This window comes from Paractinoplanes brasiliensis (assembly GCF_004362215.1).
Lineage (GTDB): Bacteria > Actinomycetota > Actinomycetes > Mycobacteriales > Micromonosporaceae > Actinoplanes > Actinoplanes brasiliensis.
In genome coordinates this window covers 452,354-473,294 of the sequence record NZ_SNWR01000002.1, presented here as the reverse complement: position 1 = coordinate 473,294, position 20,941 = coordinate 452,354, and the positions used below count along the sequence as shown (strand labels likewise).

The following is a 20,941-nucleotide window of genomic DNA, read 5'->3' as shown; positions in this document are numbered from 1 at the left end:
TCGAGAGGGCTGGAGTAAGCAACGGGGACCAATGGCCACCGAAGCCACGAACCAAAGGCGATGCCCTCCTGCGTTTCGATCTTTCTCAGGTGGAGTTCGCTGAGTTCACCGCGCTCGCTCAGATCCTGTTGCTCTCCGAGGCGGCTGTCCGTGACCGTTGGAAGATCGTGGTCGACCTGCCACAGACGACCACCTCCGATCCCCCGGACGCCAGTCGGCTGCTCCAACGCCGTCTAAGTTGCCTGCGCTTTCTGAGAGCCACCGGGTTCACGGCCGCCATCAGCCTGCCGCACATACCCGGCTCACCCGTGACCGTATTTCCACGGCACGCCGCTGATGGCGAGCAAGTCCGACCTTCCGCCCAGGACGATTCGCCGCTGTGGGCCGAGCTACCAGCATGGAACAAGCCCGACAGTGATATTCGCCAGAACTACGAAATAAGGCAGGTTCTCCCGTTCCGGTGGATCGCCCCGGGCAAAGGTGACGAACTATTCCATTCCAAGGAGATCATTCAGGTCATCCGCGGTCTGCGCGACATCGGGCTCAATGAGCGCGACGCGAAGTTGCTGGCCAACAATGTGGTCTACGAGCTGGTAGAGAACGTGGCTCTCCATGCCGCGCTCGGATCCTCAGTCAATCAACCACACGCCCTGGTCGGCGCGTTGGTCGTCGACAAGCGTCTGCTGCGCGTGCTGGCCGTGCTGCGATCCGAGCTCAGCGGCACCGACGAAACCCTCTTGGACCCGTCCGAGACCGCCATCCAGCTTCTGGTCGCCGACTCCGGGCGCGGTCTGGTGCGGCACCTCGAACCACATGCGGCGTTGCCAGCCGGCGACGGCTCGCGGTCAAGCGCCGAGGAGGTGACACTCTGGGCCTTGGAACGGTGGTCGACCAGCGCCGATCCCAGCGGCGCACTCCACGGCACCCGCGGCCTGTGGCGGGTACGCGAGGCGATCCGCTCCTACCGCGGGGCGTTGCTGATTCACACGGCGGACGCCTTGGCCGGATACACCTTCACCTCTGGCGAAAAGCCCCTGTACGGCCGTACGACCTGGTCCGGGCCCGGCACGCTTGTCGAGGCCTATATCGTGCCGCGCTCCCTCGAGCCGGAATCGACCGTGGCCGCACCGAGTGATCAGGAGAGGATTCAGTTCCGCTGGATACGGCTCGAGCACCGGGACCTCAATGGTTTGACGAGCCCGGCGAACCGCCCCAAGAGTGAGCGTCTCATCCTTACCGCGGACGGCGGCCGCACACACGACATCACGCACGAGCGGCTGGTGGCCATCCTTGCTGCGGCCGGCGTATTGAGCACCGATAACGCTGTCGCCGTGCTGATTGCGGGAGCCGACCCGGTCGCAGTAGACGCCGCGCTGGACGCCGTTCAGCACCCACCGCCAGGCGTGATATCGCCGGTAAACACGGATGCTCCTTTCCTCCTGCTCGACGGCACGCGCCGCAGCATCTGGTGCGGCAGCAACGCCCAGACGCGCGAGTGGCTGAGGCAACTGGAAGACGGACCACTCACCGGCAATCCTGACGTTTCCTCGATGGCGGCAAGGTATCCCTTTCTCGTACAAGCGAATGGGCAGACGGCCCGCCTGTTGCTTCACCCGGCCGCGGTGATGTCCCATCTGGAGGACGAGGTCTACACCCGGCTCCGCGATGTGTTGCGCCACGAGGGCGAAGGCGTCGGCGCGGGCCCGGTCCGCACTCCCAGCCTGCATCTCGCCAACCACTGGATAGAGTCGGACCGGCTGGTGGAAAACGCCGTCGGCATGGGCGTGTCGGCATTACTGCTGGCCCACCTGCTCGTCACGGCACTACCGAGGCTGCAGCCAAACACCCGTATTGTCCAGATAGGCCCGATTGTACGGGACCTGTCCATGATGATCGCCGAGTCGGTGCCACTCCCCGACGCCGTCTACGAACTCCCCGACGACCTGCCCGCGCTGCGGCTGCTGACGCCGTTGCCGCCGCGCACCCCGTGCGTGCTGTGCTGCGATGTTCTACTGTCCACCAACCGTACGGTCAAGGCCATGCGGCAGCTCCTCGCCTCCGACGCGATGCCGATCGCGGTGATGGCGATCGTTGACGGCCGTCGTGAACGAGGCCCACTCACCGTGCGAGGGGTTGAGATCCCGGTCATAGCGCTGACCGAATTCTCCTCCGAGACCGTCGATGCCGAGGACAGTTCGATAGTTGACATAGACCCTGTCTTCCGCGTGCCGACGGCCCAGCGCGAGTTGTACTCACCGCGTTACGCTCTGGCCGAGGCCGAGTTTCTCGAACAGTGTCTCCAGTTGCCTGACATCGCCGGGCTGGGTCACGTCGCCCGTCCGTTGCACCGGCACTTCAGCGCCTACTTCAACGCCGCCAGCATCGTCGACACGCCCAGCGCGATCCGGGAGCTGATTGCCGAGGAAATGGTAGGCACCATTCGAGACTGGGCCGACCGAGGTGTCGAGGCGCCCGACTTGAAAATGTTCTATGTGGGCGCATCACGCGATTACGCTGCCAAACTTGCCGGCCTGGTCGCCAGCCGGCTGAACGCCGGCGTACTCGAGAACGATGGCCTCGAACCGCGCGAGATCCCCCGAGCTATCTCCGGCCAGACGTACGCCTTTCCCGACACCTTGCCCGAGCCGCCAGTCGATCGAGACGTCATACTGGTCGACTGGGGCTCGTTCGACGCCACCACGATCCTGCAAATCATCCGGCTGGCCGCCGAGGGTGGGGCACGGCGCATCATCGTGCTCGTTCTGCTGAGTCAGATGGGCCTGCACGAGGAACGCGCGCTGACCATGACGCGTGCCGTCAACGACCCGTCCCGATCCAACGCTGTTCCGGTGGAAATCCGATTCATCACCTCACTCAGCATCACACCGATGCTGCCCGGCGACTGCTCGCTGTGTGAGCTGGTCGGTGAGATGAATACGAGCCTGCGCGAACTGAGCATGCCGCATGAGGTGGCAACTCACGTTTCTGCGCTGACCGATGTGCTCGGGCCCAAGAGCCGGGAGATCGTCGTCCGCAGCGGCCTGGACGTCTTCGGCTCGCCGATCACGACCGAGGATGTGTTCGAGTTCATCCGCTTGCGCGGTCAATTGATCGTGGCCCGCCGCGACACTGGCGCGGCTAACCAGTTCGCCCTGCGGCTCGCCGACCTCGAGGTGCCGAACGATGGCAGCATCAGCGCCCTGATACGGCTGCTCGCCGCTGAACGGCGGTGGCTTGCCCAATTGCCCCTCAGCCTTACGGAGTGCCTGGCTCACGTTTCTCGGCTCGCGCTCGAGGTCGTAGTAGCGTCGCAGTACCACGAGAGGCTGCGCCTTCAAGCCCTCGTCGTGCTGACCGTTTCAGGCCCGGAGGAGCTGATCTCGAGCCTGTATGGGATCTGGCGCTCCGCTGTAGACAATCCGGTGCTCATTCATCAGACGCTCTACGAGCTCTGGACGACGCTCCACCACCACCTGCGTCATTCACGCAAGGCGCAGCAGGCACTCCGCAGGGCCGTCGTGCGCTGCATAGCGATCAGTTCCGACGAGTACGCCGACCCGCAGTTCGGCAAGACGGCGCAGAGGCTGCTCAGCCGACTCCGTGACAGCATCGACGTTACCTCGGACCTGGAACCGCCGAGTACGCCGATGGACGCGTGGGCCTTCCTCCGCTCCAACTACTTGGCCCAACTTTACCGGCACACCGAGGCTGAGACGGCCGCCATCAACCTGCTCATCCTGTTCGACTCACCGCCGGTAGGCACCGACACCTTCGACGACCGTACCTGGGAGACCGCGCAGCTGCTGTGGCATCAGGTCAGTTCGTTCATAGGTACGCGCGTTCTGCCGGCGATGCCTCAGCTGGGCGAAATCATGACCAGTGCTTTCGCCCGTCGTTACTTCAGCGAACACACCGGTGCGGACGTGCCGGACCTGACCGCAGTCCAAACCTCGGCAAGCCTGCACGCAGTCGAGACGAAGTTGCACGAGCTGCGCGGCGAGAAGGCCGACGGCGAAGGTTTCCGAACGGCATGGCAAGCGGTGTACGACGACGTCACCCGCTGGTACGACGCCGTGCTGGCGCCCGGCGCCAGGGACACGCCCGGGGCGGTGCTCGCTCGGTTCGTCGACGCGTGCCCTGCCCACGTAGGCTCGGTCCTCGATGAGAGCGCGGCCAGCTTGTCAGTGCGTATCATCCTCGACTCGGAACGCAATCTCGACACGTTCGTCTTCTGCCACACCGACCTACTACGCGAAGTGTTGCAGCACATCTTCGAAGTGCTGCAACAGGACGTAGGCGAATCGGACGACGGCGTGTCCCAACCCGTGCGCGTGCGAATTCGCCACACCGCGCGGGCAATGCGGCTCCACTTCCGCACCACCGGAATGCCGGACACCGACCCGCGAGCGAGTACCACCGACCGGCTTCACGGGCTACTTGCGGATTTCGAGGCATCACTCGAGTACCTGAACGTCGGGTCATCCGGCCAGCCGGAGATGATTGTGAATCTCTGCCGATGGGCGCCTCAAGTAGTGGAGGACGGGCCGGAGTGAGTGACCCCGACAAGAGCCGGCACGTCACCATCATGATTGCCGACGGCCGGAAACAATGGCGAGTGACCGGACCCCTCGAGCAGGAGCTCGCCGCCCACCGGTGCCAGACCGCTACCACCGAGAAGCAAACCTTGGACGCCGCCCTCGAGCAGCTGAGCAGCCACTCGACAATCGACGTCGTCATCGTCAACTTGCTCTATCCGGCAGAGAACGACGGACCGCCCAACCAGGAGCCGCTCGGGCTTGCGGTGGTCAACGCCGCCCGCGACCGCGAACGGGCCGTCGGCAATGGAAAGCGAACTACGCTCGTCGTCGCCCTTCGCCAGCCTTCGACGGCCTATCCTGACCTCGATCGGGAAGCCCGCGATGCAGGTGCCGATCACGTATTGGAATGGTCCGACCTGGGGCCACGGTCCCGCTACGGCGGGCTGAAGGAGCTCGCCAAGTGGATACACGATGAACTGACTCGAAACGATCTCATTGCGCCCTTGCCGGAGCTTTCCAGAGACGATGAACCCGGCATCCTTACGGCCTTGAGTGACATAGGCGAGGCCAACGTCAGTCTGCTGATCACTGATCTGGCTGCGACAGTCGCCGAGGTCAAGTCGGCGCGCTTGACGTACGTCACCCCAGGCGCCTCCGGTGCCCACGTCCTGCGCGCCGAGCTGACGCTGGCCGACGACACGCTGCGGACCTGGCTGCTCAAGTTCGCCAAGGACGCTGCGGAGTTGAAGACTGAGCTGATCAACTCGCAGAACGTTGCAGGGGCCTACACCACACAACTGGTCGTCGAGTACTTGCCGTACGGACCGGCCTCGCACGGTGGATGGCACGCGATCGCGATGGTCTTCGCCTCTGGCGCAAAGACAATGAGGACATGGTTGTGTGAGACATCCGCGACGGATCACGTCTCCGACGTCTTCCACCAGTTGTTCCTCGACGGTGGACTCGCGACACTCTATCGGAACGCAACGCGCCCGGCCAAGGAGCAGCGCCACGGTAACCACCCCGTTCCGGCCGTCGAGGGCTTGATGCTTCCGCCACACCGCCGGCTGCGTGTGCGCACCGCCATCGCCGAACTCGAAGGGCTCATGCGGGAAAGCAGGGCGGTCGAGCTCACCGTTGCCCCCGACATAGTGTCGACCATTGAGGGCTTCGTGCGGTCGGGCGAGATCGCCGGCCGGGCCGTCGACCACCGCCACGGCGTTCTCGAGGTTGTGCCTCAGCATGCCGACTTGCACGGCGGCAACATTCTGGTGCTGATGGCCCGGCATCCGCGCCCCTGCGTCATAGATCTCGCCGCCTACGGTCGGCAACACTGGGCGCTGGATGTGGCCCGCCTGGTCGTCGACATCGTGATGCACTGCCTTGACCCCGCCCCGGAAAGCCACTTCTGGGATCGCTGGTCCGTATGGCGCGCGGCCGTAGCACGAACCAGCCTCTTCGAACCGGCTGCCGACGATCCGGACAACCCTGCCGCAATCGAGGCGCTGCGGTGGGTCGCTGCCCACAAGGACGACCTTCTACCGCTGTTGACTGACGTGAAGCAGTGGGAGTGGCACGTCGCGGTCGCCGAGCAGTTGTTGCGTTACGCCTGCCGCCACAGGTTGTCGACTCCCAAGCGCCTGCTCGGTCTGGTAGCCGCATACGACCAGCTCCACCTTGCCCAGAGCGCGCTGCCCAACGTGCCGTCCAGCTTTTGATCGGAGATGGCTCGGTGAGTCCCGTACCCGCCACGATTTCGGCCATCGCCGCCACAGTCGCCGCTCTCCTGGCCGCCGTGAACATCTACCTGACCCGGCGCAACGAGAACGTCAAGTGGGCCCGCGAGGTCCTGGTCGAGACGTTCACACAGTTCCTTTCGGCCAGCTTCGAGGCCAAGAATGCCGTCAAAGCCGCGGCTCGTCTGGCCCTCGATGACCCTGCATCATCGGAAATCGGACGCCTGCGAGACGAGGCCGCCCGCGCAGAAGCCGAGATGCGAGAACTCCAGACGAGAATGCGCCTGCTGACAACGTCCACTGTGATCGAGTCAGCCCAGGCGCTCCGACTGGGCGTGAAAGACTACGTAGCCTCGCTCGACGTCCCCGAGGGCATCACGGCCCACAACGACAAAGCGATGCGCGTAGATCTCTGGCTCCGCCGTGATGCCTTTACATCAGCCGTCAAGAAGACGCTTTCGCTGTGACGTGACACGGTGCCCGCCTCGCTGGAACTGACAGCGGGCGGGCACCGGGATCACGGCTTCACCACCTCAGGAAGTTGTCCTGGCTCTGGGCGTTGAACGTGTCCGTCCGGAAGAACTTGGCAACCGCCGTACGCGGGTCCTTGATCTCCAGCACGTCGACACCCTTGGTGATGTCGTTGGAGTAGATGTAGCCGTTGTACCAGTACGCCGACCACGAGCCGCCGCCGGTGAGCTGGGTCAGCGACAGCGGGCCCCGCTCCCAGAACGCGATCTCCTTGGGGCGGCGCGAGTCGGTGAAGTCCCACACCGAGATGCCGCCGAGGTACCAGGCCTGCACCATGATGTCGCGGCCCGGCACCGGGATGAGCGAGCCGTTGTGGGCCACGCACACCTCGGTGTCCGCGTTGTAGCGCGGAATCTTGAAGTAGCTGCGGAACTCCAGCTTCTTCTTGCCCTTCTTGGTGACGATGTCGTAGATCGCGTCGGCGCCGCGGTTCGGGCCGATCGCCGCGTTGCAGGTGGCCGCGCCGCCGCCCCCGAGCTCGTCGGTGAAAACGACCTTGGTGCCGCTGTTGTTGAACGTGGCCGAGTGCCAGAACGCGAAGTTGACCTCGTCGCGAACCGTGGTGATGACGGTGGGCTTGGCGCGGTTCTTGATGTCGAACAGCACCCCGTCGCCCATGCAGGCGCCCGCGGCCAGGTCCTTCTCGGCGTACACGGTGATGTCGTGGCAGCCGGTGGTCTCGTTGCCGGTCTCGCTGCCCGGGAAGCCGCCGTCGGGGAACACGACCGGCGTGGCGATCACGGCCGCGGCCGTGGGGTTGCGCAGCGGGACCTTGATGATCGAGATCTTGTCGTGCGGCAGCGCGCAGTTGGGCAGGTCCGCGCCGGCCAGGTTGTACGAGGAGACGTAGATGTACAGGTTCTTGTCGCCGCGCTGGCCGGGCACCAGCGTCTGGGTGTGCGAACCGCAGTCCGTCTTGATCGACTTGAGGTACTTCGGCGTCAGCGGGTTGCTGATGTCAAAGATCTTGACACCTTCCCAGCGGTCGCCCGGCACCGCGGTCGTCGACGCCTCGTTGACGCAGGTGTCGTTCGTACGCTGCGAGTCGGTGCCGAGGAACAGCAGGTTGCCCGAGACCGAGATGTCGTTCTGCGAGCCGGGGCAGAGCACCTGCGCCGCGACCTTGGGCTCCTTGGGCTTGCTGACGTCGTAGACGTAGAAGCCGTTGTAGTTGCCGCCGTAAGCGTATTTGCCCTGGAACGCCCAGTCCGAGTTGGTGCCCGTGAGCGGGCCGGACTTGTCGAGGTGGGCGACCTGCTTGAGGTTGGGGCTGCTGACGATCTCGTCGACGCCAGGTATGGCGCCCGGACCGGACGGCGCCTGCGCCGAGCTGATCCCCGGGGCCGTCAGCAAGCCGACGGCCAGGGTGGCCGCGCTGACGACGGCCAGGCGCTTCAGCATCCGCCCTCGTGGGGCAGTGTGCTTCATGGGGCTCCCTTCCCTTGACGCATCCCCCGCGATGAAGGTGAGCGCGCAACGATGCGTATTCATCTTGGTCGTTACAGTAGTGGCCGGAGCCCGTTCCGGGAACATCTGGGAAGATCAATGTGGAGGTGCCGGTGGGCCGGGTGAGGAAATCGACGCTCGTCGCAGCCGTGGTGGTCGTGGCCGGAGCGGTGGCCGTGGCGGTGGCGGCCCGCATGGGCGCGGAGGAGTCGGCGGCGGCGCCCAAGCCCAGCGTGAGCGCGGCCCCGCCGCAGCGTGTGGTGCTTCCCGGCGGTCCGGGCGACGAGGCCGTCGTCAGCGACACCGACAAGGTCAAGGCGCCCGACGGCTCGACCTTCAACGGCATCGACACCACCTTCGTCCAGATGATGATCGTGCATCACGAGCAGGCGATCACGATGGCGAATCTGGCGCCGGGCCGCGCTGAGAACGGCAAACTGGCCGCCCTGGCCGAGCGGATCAGCGTCGCCCAGCCCTTCGAGATCAATTTCCTGAAAGGCTGGCTCAAGGAGCGCGGGCTGCCCGAGAACGACCCCCGCCACGACCACGCGACGATGCCGGGCATGCAGACCGAGGGCGACATGGGCGCGCTCGCCGCCGCTTCGGGGGCCGCGTTCGATACCAAGTTCGCCACGATGATGACCGATCACCACCGCGGGGCGATGCGGATGGCGGGCGACGTGATCAAGGGCGGCAGCGACGAGAAGCTGCGGGAGATCGCCAACGAGATGGCGGTCGAACAGGGCAGTGAGATCCGGCGCCTGCGACAAGTGACCGCCGGGTAACGTGTCGGCATGCGTACGGCCTTGACCGAACTGCTCGGCGTCGAGCACCCCATCGTCGGATTCAACCGATCGCCGGCCGTCGTCGCCGCGGTCACCAACGCGGGCGGGTTCGGCGTGCTGGCCGCCTCCGTCTACGGCGCCGAGGAACTCGACGCCCAGCTCACGTGGATCGAGGAGCAGGTCGGCGGGAAACCGTACGGCGTCGATCTGCTCGTGCCGGAGAAGTTCGTCCCCGGCGACCCGGCCGACCTGGTCGCCAGCATGCGGGCGCAGATCCCGCAGGAGCATCTGGACTTCGTGCGGGGGCTGCTCGAGAAGTACGACATCCCGCCGGCCCCGCTCGTCGACCACCAGCACGTCGCGGCCTCGCTGACCACGCCGGGGGCGCTCGCGCTGCTCGACGTCGCGTTCAAGCACCGCATCTCGCTGATCGCCAGCGCGCTCGGCGCCCCGCCGCCCGAACTGGTGGCGCGGGCCAAGGAGCAGGGCGTGGTCACGGCGGCCCTGGTCGGGCAGGCCCGCCACGCCGAACGGCAGATCGCGGCCGGAGTCGACGTGCTGGTCGCGCAGGGCACCGAGGCCGGCGGGCACACCGGCACGATCGCGACGATGGTGCTCACACCCGAGATCGTCGACATCGCCGGTGACCGTCCGGTGCTGGCGGCCGGCGGCATCGCGGACGGCCGGCAGATGGCCGCCGCCCTGGCCCTGGGCGCGTCGGGGGTGTGGTGCGGTTCGGTCTGGCTGTCCAGCGAGGAGGACGTCGCGGTCGCGGCGATCAAGAACAAGTTCCTCGCGGCGAGCAGCGCCGACACGTTGCGCTCGCCGACACGTACGGGGAAACCGGCCCGTCAGCTGCGAACGGCCTGGCACGACGAGTGGGAGGCGGCGGGCAGCCCGAAACCGTTGCCACTTCCCCTGCAGCCGATGCTGGTGGACGACGCGTGGCAGCGGATCGACGCCGCCGCCGAGGCCGGGCACGAGGGCGCGCTCAAACTGGAGTCGTTCTTCGTCGGGCAGGTCGTCGGCTCGTTCCGCGACATCCGGCCCGCCGGCGAGATCACCCGGCAGATGGCGGCCGTCTGCGAGCAGCGCATCCGCGAGCTGTCGGGGCGTCTCTGAAATGCCTTCCCCCCGTACGCCCGTGCTGGTCGGAGTGGGTGAGGTCAGTGAACGCCTGGGCGAGCCGGGGTATCGCCGGCGTTCGCCCGTCGACCTGGCCGCCGACGCCGCCCGTGAGGCGCTGGCCGACGCCGGCGTCAAGGCGTCCACCGTCGACACGGTGGCGGGTGTGCCGCAGTTCGAGATCTCGCTGCCGTGGGCCACTCCCCTGCTCGGCGCGTCGGACAACTATCCACGCTCGGTCGCCGGCCGTCTCGGGGCCGACCCGCGGCGGGCGGTGCTCGAGACCGGCGGCGGGCAGGCCCCGCAGCGCCTGGTCAACGAGTTCGCGGCGGCCATCGCGGCCGGTGACGCCGATGTGGTGCTGCTGTTCGGCGCCGAGGCGATCTCGACGATCGGCTACTACGCGCGGCGTGACGACCGGCCCGACTTCTCCGAGAGCCCCGGCGGGTCGTTGGAGGCGCGCGGTTCCGGGCTCGACGGGATCGTGTCGATGCACCACGTCGCGCACGGCCTTTCCGACACCCCGTCGCAGTATTCGCTCATCGACAACGCGCGGCGGGCCCGTCTGAAAATGTCGCGGGCCGAGTACGCGTCGGCCATCGGGCGGCTTTTCGAACCGTTCACGGCGGTGGCGGCGGCGAATCCGCACGCGGCCGCGCCGATTTTCCGCGACGCCGCCGCACTGATGACCCCGACCGAGACGAACCGGCCGATCGCCGACCCGTACACGCGGTATGTGGTGGCGCGCGACAAGGTGAATCAGGGCGCGGCGGTCGTGCTGATGTCGGCCGAGGCGGCGCGGCGTCACGGCGTACGGGAAGAGAAGTGGGTTCACCTCGCCGGGCACGCCGACCTGAACGAGCGCGCGATGGCGGAAAGGGCCGACTACGGCGATTCGCCGGCCGCTCGCCGGGCCGCGCAGCATGCGCTCGAGGTGGCCGGAATCGACGCCGGGGAACTGTCCGCGCTCGACCTTTACAGCTGTTACGCCGCGCCGGTGTTCATCGTGGCCGAGGCGCTGGGGGTGGCGACGGACGATCCCCGAGGGCTGACCGTCACCGGTGGGCTGCCGTTCTTCGGCGGGCCGGGCAACAACTACTCGATGCACGCGATCGCCTCGGTGGTGCGCCGGGTCCGGGCGGAACCGGGCGGTTACGGTTTCGTCGGCGCCAACGGCGGCATCATGAGCAAGCATTCCACCGGCGTTTACACCACGACCCCGTACGGGTGGAAGCCGTCGGACAGCGCACGGATCCAGGCCGATCTGGACGCCGTTCCCGCGCCGGAGGAGGCAGTCGCCACCGACGGCGAAGGGGTGGTGGAGACGTACGCGGTCAAGCATGTGCGCGGCGGCGAAAGGGAAGGAATCGTGCTGGGCCGCCTCGACGACGGCCGCCGTTTCGTGGCCCGCTCCAACGCGATTCTCGACCTGCTCACCGAGGGCGAACCGATCGGCGAGCGCGTTTCCGTCCGATCCACGCCGGACGGAAACGTCGTCACCTGACCGCTCCGGTCAGAACTTGATCGTCACGCCGGCCTTCTGGCACGCGGCATTGATGTCCGTGCCGGCCTTCTCCCACTGGGCGTCCTGCTCGATCGCCGTCATCGGGTCGGCTGCGGCAGCCGCCGCGGACGAGCGGGCGATGAGTTCCTTGGTGGCCGCGCCCACCTCGGTGTCGCTGCTGCCGGCCGCCTTGGTCAGTCCGGCGACGACGTCGGTGAGGACCTTCTTGGCCTCGGCGGGCTTCGGCTCACCGGCGGCGAGCATGGCGACCAGGTCCTTGCTCATGGCCTTGGCGACCTTGTCCAGCTCCGTGCAGATGGCCTCGTCGGACGGCGCCGCGGCGGCCGCAGCGGTGGTGGCGGCGGGGGCCGGCGCGGCGGGGGTGGGGGTTTCGTCGCTGCCGCAGGCGGCGAGGGACAGGAAGGAAACGCCGATCAGCACGGCGGAGGCAACTCGGGTTCGGTTCACGGCGCAGAACACTATCCGGAGACCCCCACCAAGATCAAACTCGATTCCTCCGACCGGCCGGGGACAAAGAGCGGCGATCCGGCGGGCGGGGCGGGCCCGGCTGCATTAGCGTGTGTGCCGAGGTGAGCGCGTGAGTCTGGAAAAGGTGATCTTCGGGTTCTTCGTGCTGCTGGCCGCGACACTCAACTTCGGCTTCTTCTACGGGGACCTCTCCGATCCGGCCCTGCACAACGAGTACGAGCTGTTCGCGGCCGTGGTGGTCAACCTGATCACCACCGTGCTGAAGTTCGGCGACCGCACGCAGATCGGCGCGGTGCACCTCGCGACCAGCCTGGTGGCCGATCTGCAGCTGATCGCGGCGACCCTGACCTGGGTTTACGCCACGCAGATCTCGAGCGCGGGCATGACCCCGGAGAACACGGCCAGCGTGGTATCGCTCTCCGGTGGCGCCCTGCTCGCCAACCTCGTGTCGGTCGCGCTGCTGGTGATCGAGACGACCACGTTCCGTCGCCGCTAGATGGAAAAGCCAGGTCCCTACCGCCGTACGAGGATCGCCCGCCCCGCCGAGAGCTCCTCGACCGTGTTCCTGGTGCTGCGGCGGATGCGCGCGCCGCTGATCGTGCTCATCCTCATCTTCGCGATCAGCGTGTTCGGCCTGACCCTGATCCCCGGGCAGGACGACGCCGGCAACCCGGTGCACATGGGGTTCTTCGACGCGTTCTACTTCATGAGCTACACGGCCACGACCATCGGGTACGGGGAGATCCCGCACCCGTTCACCGGCGCGCAGCGACTGTGGGTGACGGCCACCATCTATCTCACCGTGATCGGCTGGGCGTACGCGATCGGTTCGTTGCTGGCGGCCCTGCGCGACCGGGCGTTCCGGGAGGCGCTGTCCCTGCGCCGTTTCACCGGCACGGTCAAGCGCATGCGCGAGCCGTTCCTGCTGGTCGTGGGCTACGGTCAGACCGGTCAGCTGCTCGGGCACGCCCTCGACGCGATGGGCCGGCGCATGGTGGTGGTCGACAACCTCCCCGAGCACGTCGACACGCTCGACATCGACCAGTACAACTCCGACGTGCCCGGCCTGGTCGCCGACGCCGCCAACCCGCACACGCTGGGTGTCGCCGGACTCGAGCACCCGGCGTGCGAGGGCGTGGTCGCGCTGACCGACAACGACGAGACCAACCTGGTGGTGGCCATGACGGCCGCGCTGATCCGGCCGGGGCTGCCGGTGATCGCCCGTACGGTGTCACCCGCGATCGAGCACCGGATGCGCGCGTTCGGTTCGCCGACCGTGGTCAACCCGTTCGACCGGTACGGGGATCACCTGCGCCTCGCCCTGCACGCGCCCTCGGCGTACCTGTTGATGTCGTGGCTGGTCAGAGGCGAGGGCGCGGAGATGCCGTCGCCGAGCCGCCCGCCGGCGACGGGACGCTGGGTGGTGTGCGGGTTCGGGCGGTTCGGGCGCAAGCTCACCGCCGACCTGCGCGCCGCCGACCTCGGGGTCACCGTGATCGACCTGCGCCCCGGCGCCGAGCCCGGGCTGACCATGATCGAGGGGGACGCGTCCGTGCCGTCCGTGCTGGCCGAGGCCGACCTGGCCACCGCGGCCGGGTTCGTCGCGGGCACCGACAACGACGCCACGAACCTGTCGCTGGTGGCGGCGGCCCGCAAGGAGAACCCGGCGCTGTTCATCGGCGCGAGGCAGAACCGGCCGGTCAGCGCACCCCTGTTCGCCGCCTTGGAGATCGACTGGCTGCTGGTGCCGAGCGAGATGGCGGCCCGGGAGATCTACGCCCGGCTGAGCACGCCGCTGCTGTGGCGGTTCCTGCAGGAGATGTCCGAACTGGGCGAACGGTGGGCGGCCGACACGCTGGACCGGATGCAGGCGTACTGCGGCATGCGGCTCGGACCCGTGTGGAAAGTCAACCTGACCGAGCGGGAGGCGCCCGGGCTGCGGCCCTGGCTGAGCGCCGGCATCGCGCTCGGCGATCTTCTCCGTTCCCCCAGCGACCGGGCGGAACGGCTGGACGCCGTACCCCTGATGCTGCTGCGCGACGGCCGTACGGTGCTGCGCCCGGACGACGACGTGACCGTGACGACCGGGGATCAGTTGCTGCTGGTCGGCCGCGGTTACACGCCGCGCGCGCTGCTCGACACCATGACGAACCGGGTGGTGGCCGAGTACGTCCTCACCGGACGCCACGTTCCCGCGGGCTGGGTCGCACAGCGCGTGACCGGCCGGATACCCACATCGTCGGACTGACCCGACCGTCGGGTGGACCTTCCTGACCAACCGGGCGAATATCCGCGTGCAAGCGCACGTGCACGTGCAGATGCCCTTGTGCAGATGCAAGGTACAGCGCAGGATGGACGCCATCGTCCTCATTGACTGCCCCTCGTCCGAGGGGCCCCGGCCCGGCGAGGTGAGATGACCATCGACGACAAACCTCCGGGCGCCATCAGGACTTTTGCCGAGGAGGACTACCGCTACGGCACCGGCCCGCTGCGGATCCGCATCGACCGTGTGCTGGCCGGCACGCCGCTGCAGCACGACGGCGACCTCTGGTATGAGGTGGAGGGCGTCGAGGTGAGCGACCAGGGCCAGGTGGTCGGGCCGCGACGGGCGACCGTACGGGCCTCACGCCTGCCCATGATCCGCCGACCCTGAGGCCTGTCGTGCTCCTGCTCAGTTGCCGAGCACGATGTCCGGGAAGTGTTTGCGGATCACCTCGGCCGCACCGCGGATCTCCTCGGCCGCCGCCCGCTGGTGACTCCCGCTGACCCCGCCGGCCAGCCTGCCGCCGTGCCGCTCGGCCAGGTCGTCGTAGACGCGCGCCTGCTCCTCGAGGATGCTCAACGCCGTCCACAACCCCTCCTCGATCTTGTCGCGCTGCGCGGCGAGCAGGCTCAACGGCGACCAGATGTGCCCGATGTGGCAGGTGAAGTGGACCGCCGCTCCGCTCTCGACGACGTTCATGCCGCCGGAGCAGTCGGGGCAGCTCAACGCGACCGGACGGCCAGGCTGATCGGCGGCGGGAATCGAGCTGTAGCTCTCGGCCATGTCGGTCTCCGCGATCAGGTCCGGGCTGGGGCTCACCGCGCCCGGCGCGATGCTCTCGGTCACGAGCTTGGCGATGCCGGGACCGATCTCGCCGGCGGGCATCGTCGCGGCGTGCGGGACGACGGCGAGCGCCGCGCGTGGCATGCTCGGCGCCCGCGCGTCGTCCGGGTCCTGCACGACGCAGGCCCCGCCCGCCGCGTCCACGGCGGCCAGCCCGACGGCGCCGTCGTCCAGGTTGCCCGACAGGACGGCGGCCACCGTACGGTTGCCTTGCCACCGCGCGGCACTGCGGAAGAGCGCATCGACCGAGGGGCGGGCGCGGTTCTGCTTCGGGGCGTCGCTGAGCAGCACCCGCCCGTCCCGGACGAGCAGGTGCCGGGCGGGCACGCCGACCAGGATCCGGCCCGGGCTCAACGGCATGCCGTGCTCGGCCGTCACCGCCGGCAACGGCCCGCCGCGGTTGAGGATCGCCGCCAGGTTGCTCTCGCTCCGCGCCGGAAGGTGCAGCACGACCAGCACGGCCGCGGGCAGATCGGCCGGCAGCGCGGCGACCATCTCGCGCAGCACCTCGACAGCTCCGGCCGAGCCGCCGAGCACCACGAGGTCACGCCGCCGGACCGGTTCGCCCATCATCAGAAGGGACTCCCCCATCTGCGGCGCCCTAAACGGACGTCGGCGGGCGTCGCGTTGCGGCTCACACGGGCATGGGTGGCCGCGCGGGGCAGGCGGCGGGCGTCGCGTTCCGGCTCACACGGGCATGGGTGGCCGCGCGGGGCAGGCGGCGGGCGTCGCGTTCCGGCTCAGGCGGGGACGGGGGCCGCGCGGCGCAGGCGGCGGGCCAGGAACGGGACGACGCCCAGGCAGGTCGCGCCGACGGCGGTCAGGACGAGCCCGAGACCACCCGTCGCGTCGGCACCCGCCGTGATCAGCCCGACGCCGGCGAAGGCGCCCACCCACAGGGCCGTGCCCAGGCCCGACCAGAGGACGAAGCGGCCGAACGGCATACGCACGACACCGGCCACGATCGGCACGACCGCGTGCACCACCGCGACGAACCGCACCGCCACGAGCGCCGGAGCGCCGCGGTCGCGCAGGTAGGCCTCGGCCCGGTCGAAGCGCTCGGCCCCGATCCGGCGGCCCAGCCGGGTGCCGCGCAGACGCGGGCCGAACACACGACCCACCGCGTACCCGCACATCTGCCCCGCCAGGGCGCCGGCGGTGCCGACCGCCAGCACGGCGACGAAGCCGGCGGGACCGTCGGGCAGCGAGCCCGCCAGCATGACCACGGACTCGCCCGGCACGAGCAGACCGGCCAGGAACGTCATCTCGACGGCGGCGGACAGGAACGTGAAGAGGAGGACCGTCCACCGGTCAAGCGTGGACAGCCAGTCGACGAAGGCGGTGGCGGCGTTCATCAGTTCGGCGAGCACGGAACCAGCCTGCCGGTCCCGCGCCCGCCGGTCATCCGGGCACTACCCCTAGATCACCCCGAGAAAGCTCAGGGCTGAACCGTCGGGGTCGTCAGCGCTTCGTGCGGGCGGGTCTCAGCCAGTGGTCATCGCAGGAAGGGGGCCCGTGTCCGCCGATGCGTCAGCGGGCTGGTCAGCCACCGTGTCCGCGGGCCGGTCGGCCACCGTGTCCGCGGGCTGGTCGGAGGCTGCCGCTGCGGGTTGTTCGCCAGGGATCGAAGCGATGCCGGCCAGGATCAGGGCGCCGCCGAGCATCTGCAGGACGGTCAGCGACTCGCCCACGACCAGCCAGGCGAAGATCGAGGCGAAGACGACCTCGAGCAGGCCCAGGAACGATGCCAGGCGCGAGCCCAGCCGCGACGATCCGGCGATCCCCGTCGCGTACGCGATGGCCGTGCCCGCGATCGCGACGACGCCGAGCGGAACCCACCAGGGTGCGGTGGCCCCGAGCATCGGGACCGTGCCGCCGACCGTCTCGAACGGCATGACCCCGGTCAATCCGACCAGGCCGAGCACGAGACCACCGAGCAGCAGGCCGGAACCGGCCAGCGCCACGGGCGGAAGGCCGTCTGCGGGGCGGGCCGCGACGACGAAGTAGACGGCGCAGCCGATCGCGGCGGCGAACGCGAGCAGCAGCCCGAGCGGGTCGACGGCCTGCAACGCGCCGGGACCGATGACGAGCACGAGCCCGGCGACAGCGAGCACCGAGCCGAGCAGGACGGTGGGCCGGGGCAGGCGGCGAGTGGTGGCCCAGGCCCAGAGGACCAGCAGCAGCGGCGCGAGGTATTCGATCAGCAGGGCCGTCGAGACCGGGATCCGCGAGATCGCGGCGAAGTAGGTGAACTGGGTGAACGCGACGGCGATGACCCCCATGCCGAGGACCCGGCGGCGGCCGCGCCACAGGGCCGACCAGCGGCCGCGCAGCGCGAACACCACGAACGGGAGCAGTACGACACTGCCGGTCAGGGCGCGTACGGTGACGGCGGCAGCCGGGGACCAGCCGGCCTCGAGCAGCGGCTTGATGAACGCGCCGGAGGTGCCGAACGAGATCGCCGACAGAATCATCGCGATCAGGCCGACGTGCTTGGGTGCGAGCTTCATGTCGCTGCCTCCGGACTATGTCGTCGTCATGGTCTAAGTTGCTCTATGACCCTGACGCTAGGCCGCCCTCAGTGAGGAGTCAAATTGCTTTTTGCCCCTGACACCGAAGAGTCGCTGAATTTCGTGGTGGCCCTGGGCAACACCGAGCCGGGCAGCTCCCGCAGCGGCGAGGACGAGCTGTCCACGCCCGCCCAGCTGTCCGAGCTGCTGACCAAGTGGACCTACACGGGCCGCATCGACCACGACGAGGCGGAGCTGCGGGAGGTACGCGACACCCGTACGTTGTTGCGGTCGGTCTGGGTCTTGGAACGCGACGAGGCGGTCGACGTCGTGAACCGCATGCTGCGCGAGGCGAAGGCGCTGCCCTTCCTCACCCGCCACGACCAGCTCGACTGGCACATGCACGCGACCTCGCCGGACGCGCCGCTGGCCGAGCGCATCCGGGCCGAGGTCGGGCTGGCGTTCACCGACGTTATCCGCATGAACGAGATGGGCCGGCTGCGGATCTGCGCGGCCGACGACTGCGACGGGCTGGTGCTCGACCTGTCGCGCAACGGCTCGAAACGGTTCTGCTCGGTGCGTTGCGGCAACCGGATGAACATGATCGCGTTCCGGGAACGCAAGGCGGGCTCTTAGCCTGTCCGGTCGCCCGACGTTCTTGCGGCTGTCGTTGCAGCACGGCCGCAGCACGCGCTACGGCCTCGGCCCACCACCCGGAACGCGTGCGGCAGCCGCCGGAGGCGGGGTTCTGCCCCACTGCTTCTGTCGCCCCGACGAGGCGTACGTCTGCGGTGTTGTCACGGCTTGCGGGCGACGCCGGCGTAACCGTCGACGACGATTGTCGTGCCGGCGGCGGGACGCCATTCGGGAATGGGGACGACGCCGGGCTCGACCAGCTCGAGGCCGTCGAAGAACGAGGTGAAATCGGCGACCGAGCGCAGGTGATAGGGCACCGCGCCGCTCTCGTTGTACTGGCGGTGCGATTCGATGACGCGCTCGCTCGTGGCGGTGCCGTCGGACATGGTCAGGAAGCTGCCGGAAGGCAGTTCGGCGACCAGTCCCCGCACGATGGCCCGCACCTCGTCGGAGCTTTCGACGTGACCCATGACGCCGAGCATCATCAGCGCGATCGGCTGGGTGAAATCGAGGGTGCGCCGGGCTTCCTCGATCACGGCCTTGGCGTCTTTCAGGTCCTTGTCGATGTACGTCGTGACGCCCTCTGCGGTGCTGGTCAGCAGGGCGCGGGCGTGGCTGAGCACGAGCGGGTCGTTGTCGACGTAGACGATTCTGGCGTCGGGGGCGACACGCTGCGCGACCTCGTGGGTGTTGTCGGCGGTCGGCAGGCCCGTGCCGACGTCGAGGAATTGGCGAATGCCCTGATCGGCGGCGAGGAAGGTGACCGCCCGGCCGAGGAAAGCGCGGGTCTGGCGGGCCGCGTCGACGATTTCCGGGAACACGGCTTTGACCTGGTCGCCGACCGCCCGATCGACCGCGAAATTGTCTTTCCCGCCGAGCCAGTAATTCCACACCCGGGCGCTGTGGGGCACTTCGACGTTCAGTTTCGCCGCCAGATCATCGGTCACCGCGACAGTGTCGCGGCTGGACAGTCGGCGGTGCAAGCCGGGGCCGGACCAGCCCGGAATCGTACGCGGCGATGACCAGCTGCGCCCTGTCCCGCGCGCGCAGCTTGGCCAGCAGGTGGGTGAGGTGGGTCTTCACGGTCTTGACCGAGATCACCAGGGCGGCCGCGATCTCGTCGTTGGACAGCCCTCCGCCGACCAGCGTGAGCACATCGACCTCACGTACGGTCAGGCCGCGCAGCGCGGGGCGATCCCCGGTGATGCCGGCCGCGGACACGAAGTGGTCGACGAGCCGGGTCAGGATGGACGGCGCGAACAGCGACTCACCCCGGTGCGTGCGGCGGACGGCGTCGAGCAGTTCCTCGGGGTGGGCGTCCTTGAGCAGGAAACCCGAGGCGCCGGCGCGCAGAGCCTCGTGCACGTATTCGTCCAGCTCGAACATGCTGAGGACCAGCACACGCGTAAGGTCGAGGGCGGGATCGCGGCAGATCCGGCGGGTGGCCTCGAGGCCGTCGACGCGGGGCATGCGGACGTCCATCAGGATCACGTCAGGACGGGTCTCCCGCGCCCGCTGCTCGGCCTCCGCCCCGTTGCCGGCGTGCCCCACCACCCGCAGGTCGGGCTCCTTGTCGATGATCATGGCCAGGCTGTGCCGGAGCAGCGGCTGGTCGTCGGCGAGGAGCACCCGTACGGGGGTCACGCCGCGGCCTCGTCCGGGATGCGGGCGGCGAGCTGGAACCCGCCGTCCTTCGGCCGGACGGCCAGGGTGCCGCCGAGCATCGTGATGCGTTCGCGCAGGCCGACCAGCCCGTGCCCGGCTCCGGGAGCCCGGTGCCAGCCGGGGACCGGGCCGGCGTCGGCGACGGTGATGACGATGGCCTCCTCGTCACGGCGGACCACCACCCGGACGTCGGTGGGACCGGCATGACGGGCCGTGTTGGTCAAGGCTTCCCGTACGGTCTGGCAGATGGCCTGTTGCACTCCGGGTGACACCGCCCCCAGGTCGGACACGGTCAGTTCCGCTCGCAGCCCGGTCTGCTCGGCGGTGCGCACGATCGCCGGCAGGGCGTCCAGGTCCTCGACCGGATTTTTCGGGACTGTGTCGGAATTGTCGCGCAACACGGTGAGCATGCGCCGGAGCTCGGCCGTCGCGGCGCGGCTCACCTGTTCGATATCGGTCAACGCGCTCTGCACCTCGGCCGGCTTCTCGAGATGGCGGGTCGAGGCGGCCCGTACGGTGATCAGGCCCAGGCCGTGCGAGACGATGTCGTGCAGGTCGCGCGCGATCTTGAGGCGCTCCTCGACGACCGCCCACTCGGTGAGGCGCTGCTCGTAGGCACGGCGGTCGGCCCGCCACCGCCGCACCGCCCAGACCGCGGCGGTCACCGCTCCCCCGACGAAGACGAACGGCACGACCGTCGCCGCGGTGCCCTCGGCGCCGCCGGTCACCATCGCCATGACGGCCACCACGGCCACCGCGAACAGCACCGGGACGGCCTGGGAACGCCACTCGGGACGGCGGCTCGAGCTCATGCCGCGACTGTAGTTCTCCAACCAGGGTCTGAGATCGGGCGGCGAAAAGATGGACCCG

At 68.6% G+C, this 20,941-nt stretch carries 18 protein-coding genes; 10 read left to right on the top strand and 8 right to left on the bottom strand.

Features of this window, described 5'->3' with window-relative positions; genetic code table 11:
* The first annotated feature begins 89 nt into the window (after positions 1-89).
* From C8E87_RS34180 to C8E87_RS34170, 3 genes are all read left to right on the top strand, one after another.
* The gene (locus tag C8E87_RS34180; RefSeq protein ID WP_133877559.1) at positions 90-4,553 is read left to right on the top strand and encodes a phosphoribosyltransferase; all 4,464 of its coding nucleotides are present in this window, start codon (positions 90-92) and stop codon (positions 4,551-4,553) included.
* Positions 4,550-6,256, top strand: a complete 1,707-nt coding sequence (locus tag C8E87_RS34175; protein ID WP_133877558.1) for a hypothetical protein — start codon at positions 4,550-4,552, stop codon at positions 6,254-6,256. Before C8E87_RS34180 ends, C8E87_RS34175 begins: the two co-directional genes overlap by 4 nt.
* A 77-nt stretch (positions 6,257-6,333) precedes the next feature.
* Positions 6,334-6,741 (top strand): hypothetical protein, encoded by a 408-nt coding sequence (locus C8E87_RS34170; RefSeq protein ID WP_133877557.1) that lies wholly within the window; start codon positions 6,334-6,336, stop codon positions 6,739-6,741.
* A gap of 58 nt (positions 6,742-6,799) precedes the next feature.
* Here the strand turns inward: C8E87_RS34170 and C8E87_RS34165 are convergent, their stop codons facing one another.
* Positions 6,800-8,233 (bottom strand): LVIVD repeat-containing protein, encoded by a 1,434-nt coding sequence (locus C8E87_RS34165; RefSeq protein WP_133877556.1) that lies wholly within the window; start codon positions 8,231-8,233, stop codon positions 6,800-6,802.
* Positions 8,234-8,373: 140 nt separating this feature from the next.
* On the opposite strand from C8E87_RS34165, the gene C8E87_RS34160 reads away from it, so the two are divergent.
* From C8E87_RS34160 to C8E87_RS34150, 3 genes are read left to right on the top strand one after another with little or no spacing between them, the layout of a single operon-like run.
* On the top strand, positions 8,374-9,036 hold the full coding sequence (locus C8E87_RS34160) for a DUF305 domain-containing protein (RefSeq protein WP_239080463.1): 663 nt from the start codon (positions 8,374-8,376) through the stop codon (positions 9,034-9,036).
* Between the two features lie 9 nt (positions 9,037-9,045).
* Positions 9,046-10,158, top strand: coding sequence for an NAD(P)H-dependent flavin oxidoreductase (locus C8E87_RS34155; protein ID WP_133877555.1), 1,113 nt, complete (start codon positions 9,046-9,048; stop codon positions 10,156-10,158).
* 1 nt (position 10,159) lies between these two features.
* Complete coding sequence (locus tag C8E87_RS34150) at positions 10,160-11,665, top strand: TLP1 C-terminal extension domain-containing protein (protein ID WP_133877554.1); 1,506 nt, start codon at positions 10,160-10,162, stop codon at positions 11,663-11,665.
* Positions 11,666-11,674: 9 nt separating this feature from the next.
* Here C8E87_RS34150 and C8E87_RS34145 read toward each other — a convergent pair whose 3' ends face one another.
* Positions 11,675-12,133 carry a hypothetical protein gene (locus tag C8E87_RS34145; RefSeq protein WP_133877553.1) on the bottom strand — a complete coding sequence of 153 codons (459 nt, stop codon included), beginning with the start codon at positions 12,131-12,133 and terminating at the stop codon, positions 11,675-11,677.
* 130 nt (positions 12,134-12,263) lie between these two features.
* Between C8E87_RS34145 and C8E87_RS34140 the strand changes: the two genes are divergently transcribed.
* The 3 genes from C8E87_RS34140 to C8E87_RS34130 all read left to right on the top strand — a co-directional run bounded on the left by C8E87_RS34140 (position 12,264) and on the right by C8E87_RS34130 (position 14,807).
* Positions 12,264-12,650, top strand: a complete 387-nt coding sequence (locus tag C8E87_RS34140; RefSeq protein WP_133877552.1) for a DUF6394 family protein — start codon at positions 12,264-12,266, stop codon at positions 12,648-12,650.
* Positions 12,651-14,402 (top strand): potassium channel family protein, encoded by a 1,752-nt coding sequence (locus C8E87_RS34135; RefSeq protein ID WP_133877551.1) that lies wholly within the window; start codon positions 12,651-12,653, stop codon positions 14,400-14,402. It begins immediately after the preceding gene.
* Positions 14,403-14,567: 165 nt separating this feature from the next.
* Positions 14,568-14,807, top strand: a complete 240-nt coding sequence (locus C8E87_RS34130) for a hypothetical protein (protein ID WP_133877550.1) — start codon at positions 14,568-14,570, stop codon at positions 14,805-14,807.
* 18 nt (positions 14,808-14,825) lie between these two features.
* Here C8E87_RS34130 and C8E87_RS34125 read toward each other — a convergent pair whose 3' ends face one another.
* The 3 genes from C8E87_RS34125 to C8E87_RS34115 form a co-directional block, all read right to left on the bottom strand.
* The gene (locus C8E87_RS34125; protein ID WP_133877549.1) at positions 14,826-15,851 is read right to left on the bottom strand and encodes a chemotaxis protein CheB; all 1,026 of its coding nucleotides are present in this window, start codon (positions 15,849-15,851) and stop codon (positions 14,826-14,828) included.
* A 149-nt stretch (positions 15,852-16,000) separates the two neighbouring features.
* A complete protein-coding gene (locus tag C8E87_RS34120; protein WP_133877548.1) occupies positions 16,001-16,630 on the bottom strand; it encodes a DedA family protein in 630 nt (209 codons plus the stop codon).
* Positions 16,631-16,744: 114 nt separating this feature from the next.
* Positions 16,745-17,770 (bottom strand): EamA family transporter, encoded by a 1,026-nt coding sequence (locus C8E87_RS34115; protein WP_133877547.1) that lies wholly within the window; start codon positions 17,768-17,770, stop codon positions 16,745-16,747.
* 84 nt (positions 17,771-17,854) lie between these two features.
* Here C8E87_RS34115 and C8E87_RS34110 point away from each other — a divergent pair, with 84 nt between their 5' ends.
* A complete protein-coding gene (locus tag C8E87_RS34110; RefSeq protein WP_133877546.1) occupies positions 17,855-18,406 on the top strand; it encodes a CGNR zinc finger domain-containing protein in 552 nt (183 codons plus the stop codon).
* Positions 18,407-18,567: 161 nt separating this feature from the next.
* Here C8E87_RS34110 and C8E87_RS34105 read toward each other — a convergent pair whose 3' ends face one another.
* Genes C8E87_RS34105 through C8E87_RS44725 form a run of 3 tightly spaced genes read right to left on the bottom strand, consistent with a single transcriptional unit; the run spans position 18,568 to position 20,883 of the window.
* Positions 18,568-19,377, bottom strand: a complete 810-nt coding sequence (locus C8E87_RS34105; protein ID WP_133879123.1) for an SAM-dependent methyltransferase — start codon at positions 19,375-19,377, stop codon at positions 18,568-18,570.
* The gene (locus C8E87_RS34100) at positions 19,343-20,050 is read right to left on the bottom strand and encodes a response regulator (RefSeq protein WP_203720833.1); all 708 of its coding nucleotides are present in this window, start codon (positions 20,048-20,050) and stop codon (positions 19,343-19,345) included. The genes C8E87_RS34105 and C8E87_RS34100 overlap by 35 nt, the downstream gene beginning before the upstream one ends.
* Positions 20,047-20,883: a sensor histidine kinase gene (locus C8E87_RS44725; protein WP_133877545.1), complete on the bottom strand. Its 837-nt coding sequence runs from the start codon at positions 20,881-20,883 to the stop codon at positions 20,047-20,049. The genes C8E87_RS34100 and C8E87_RS44725 overlap by 4 nt, the downstream gene beginning before the upstream one ends.
* Positions 20,884-20,941: the final 58 nt, after the last annotated feature.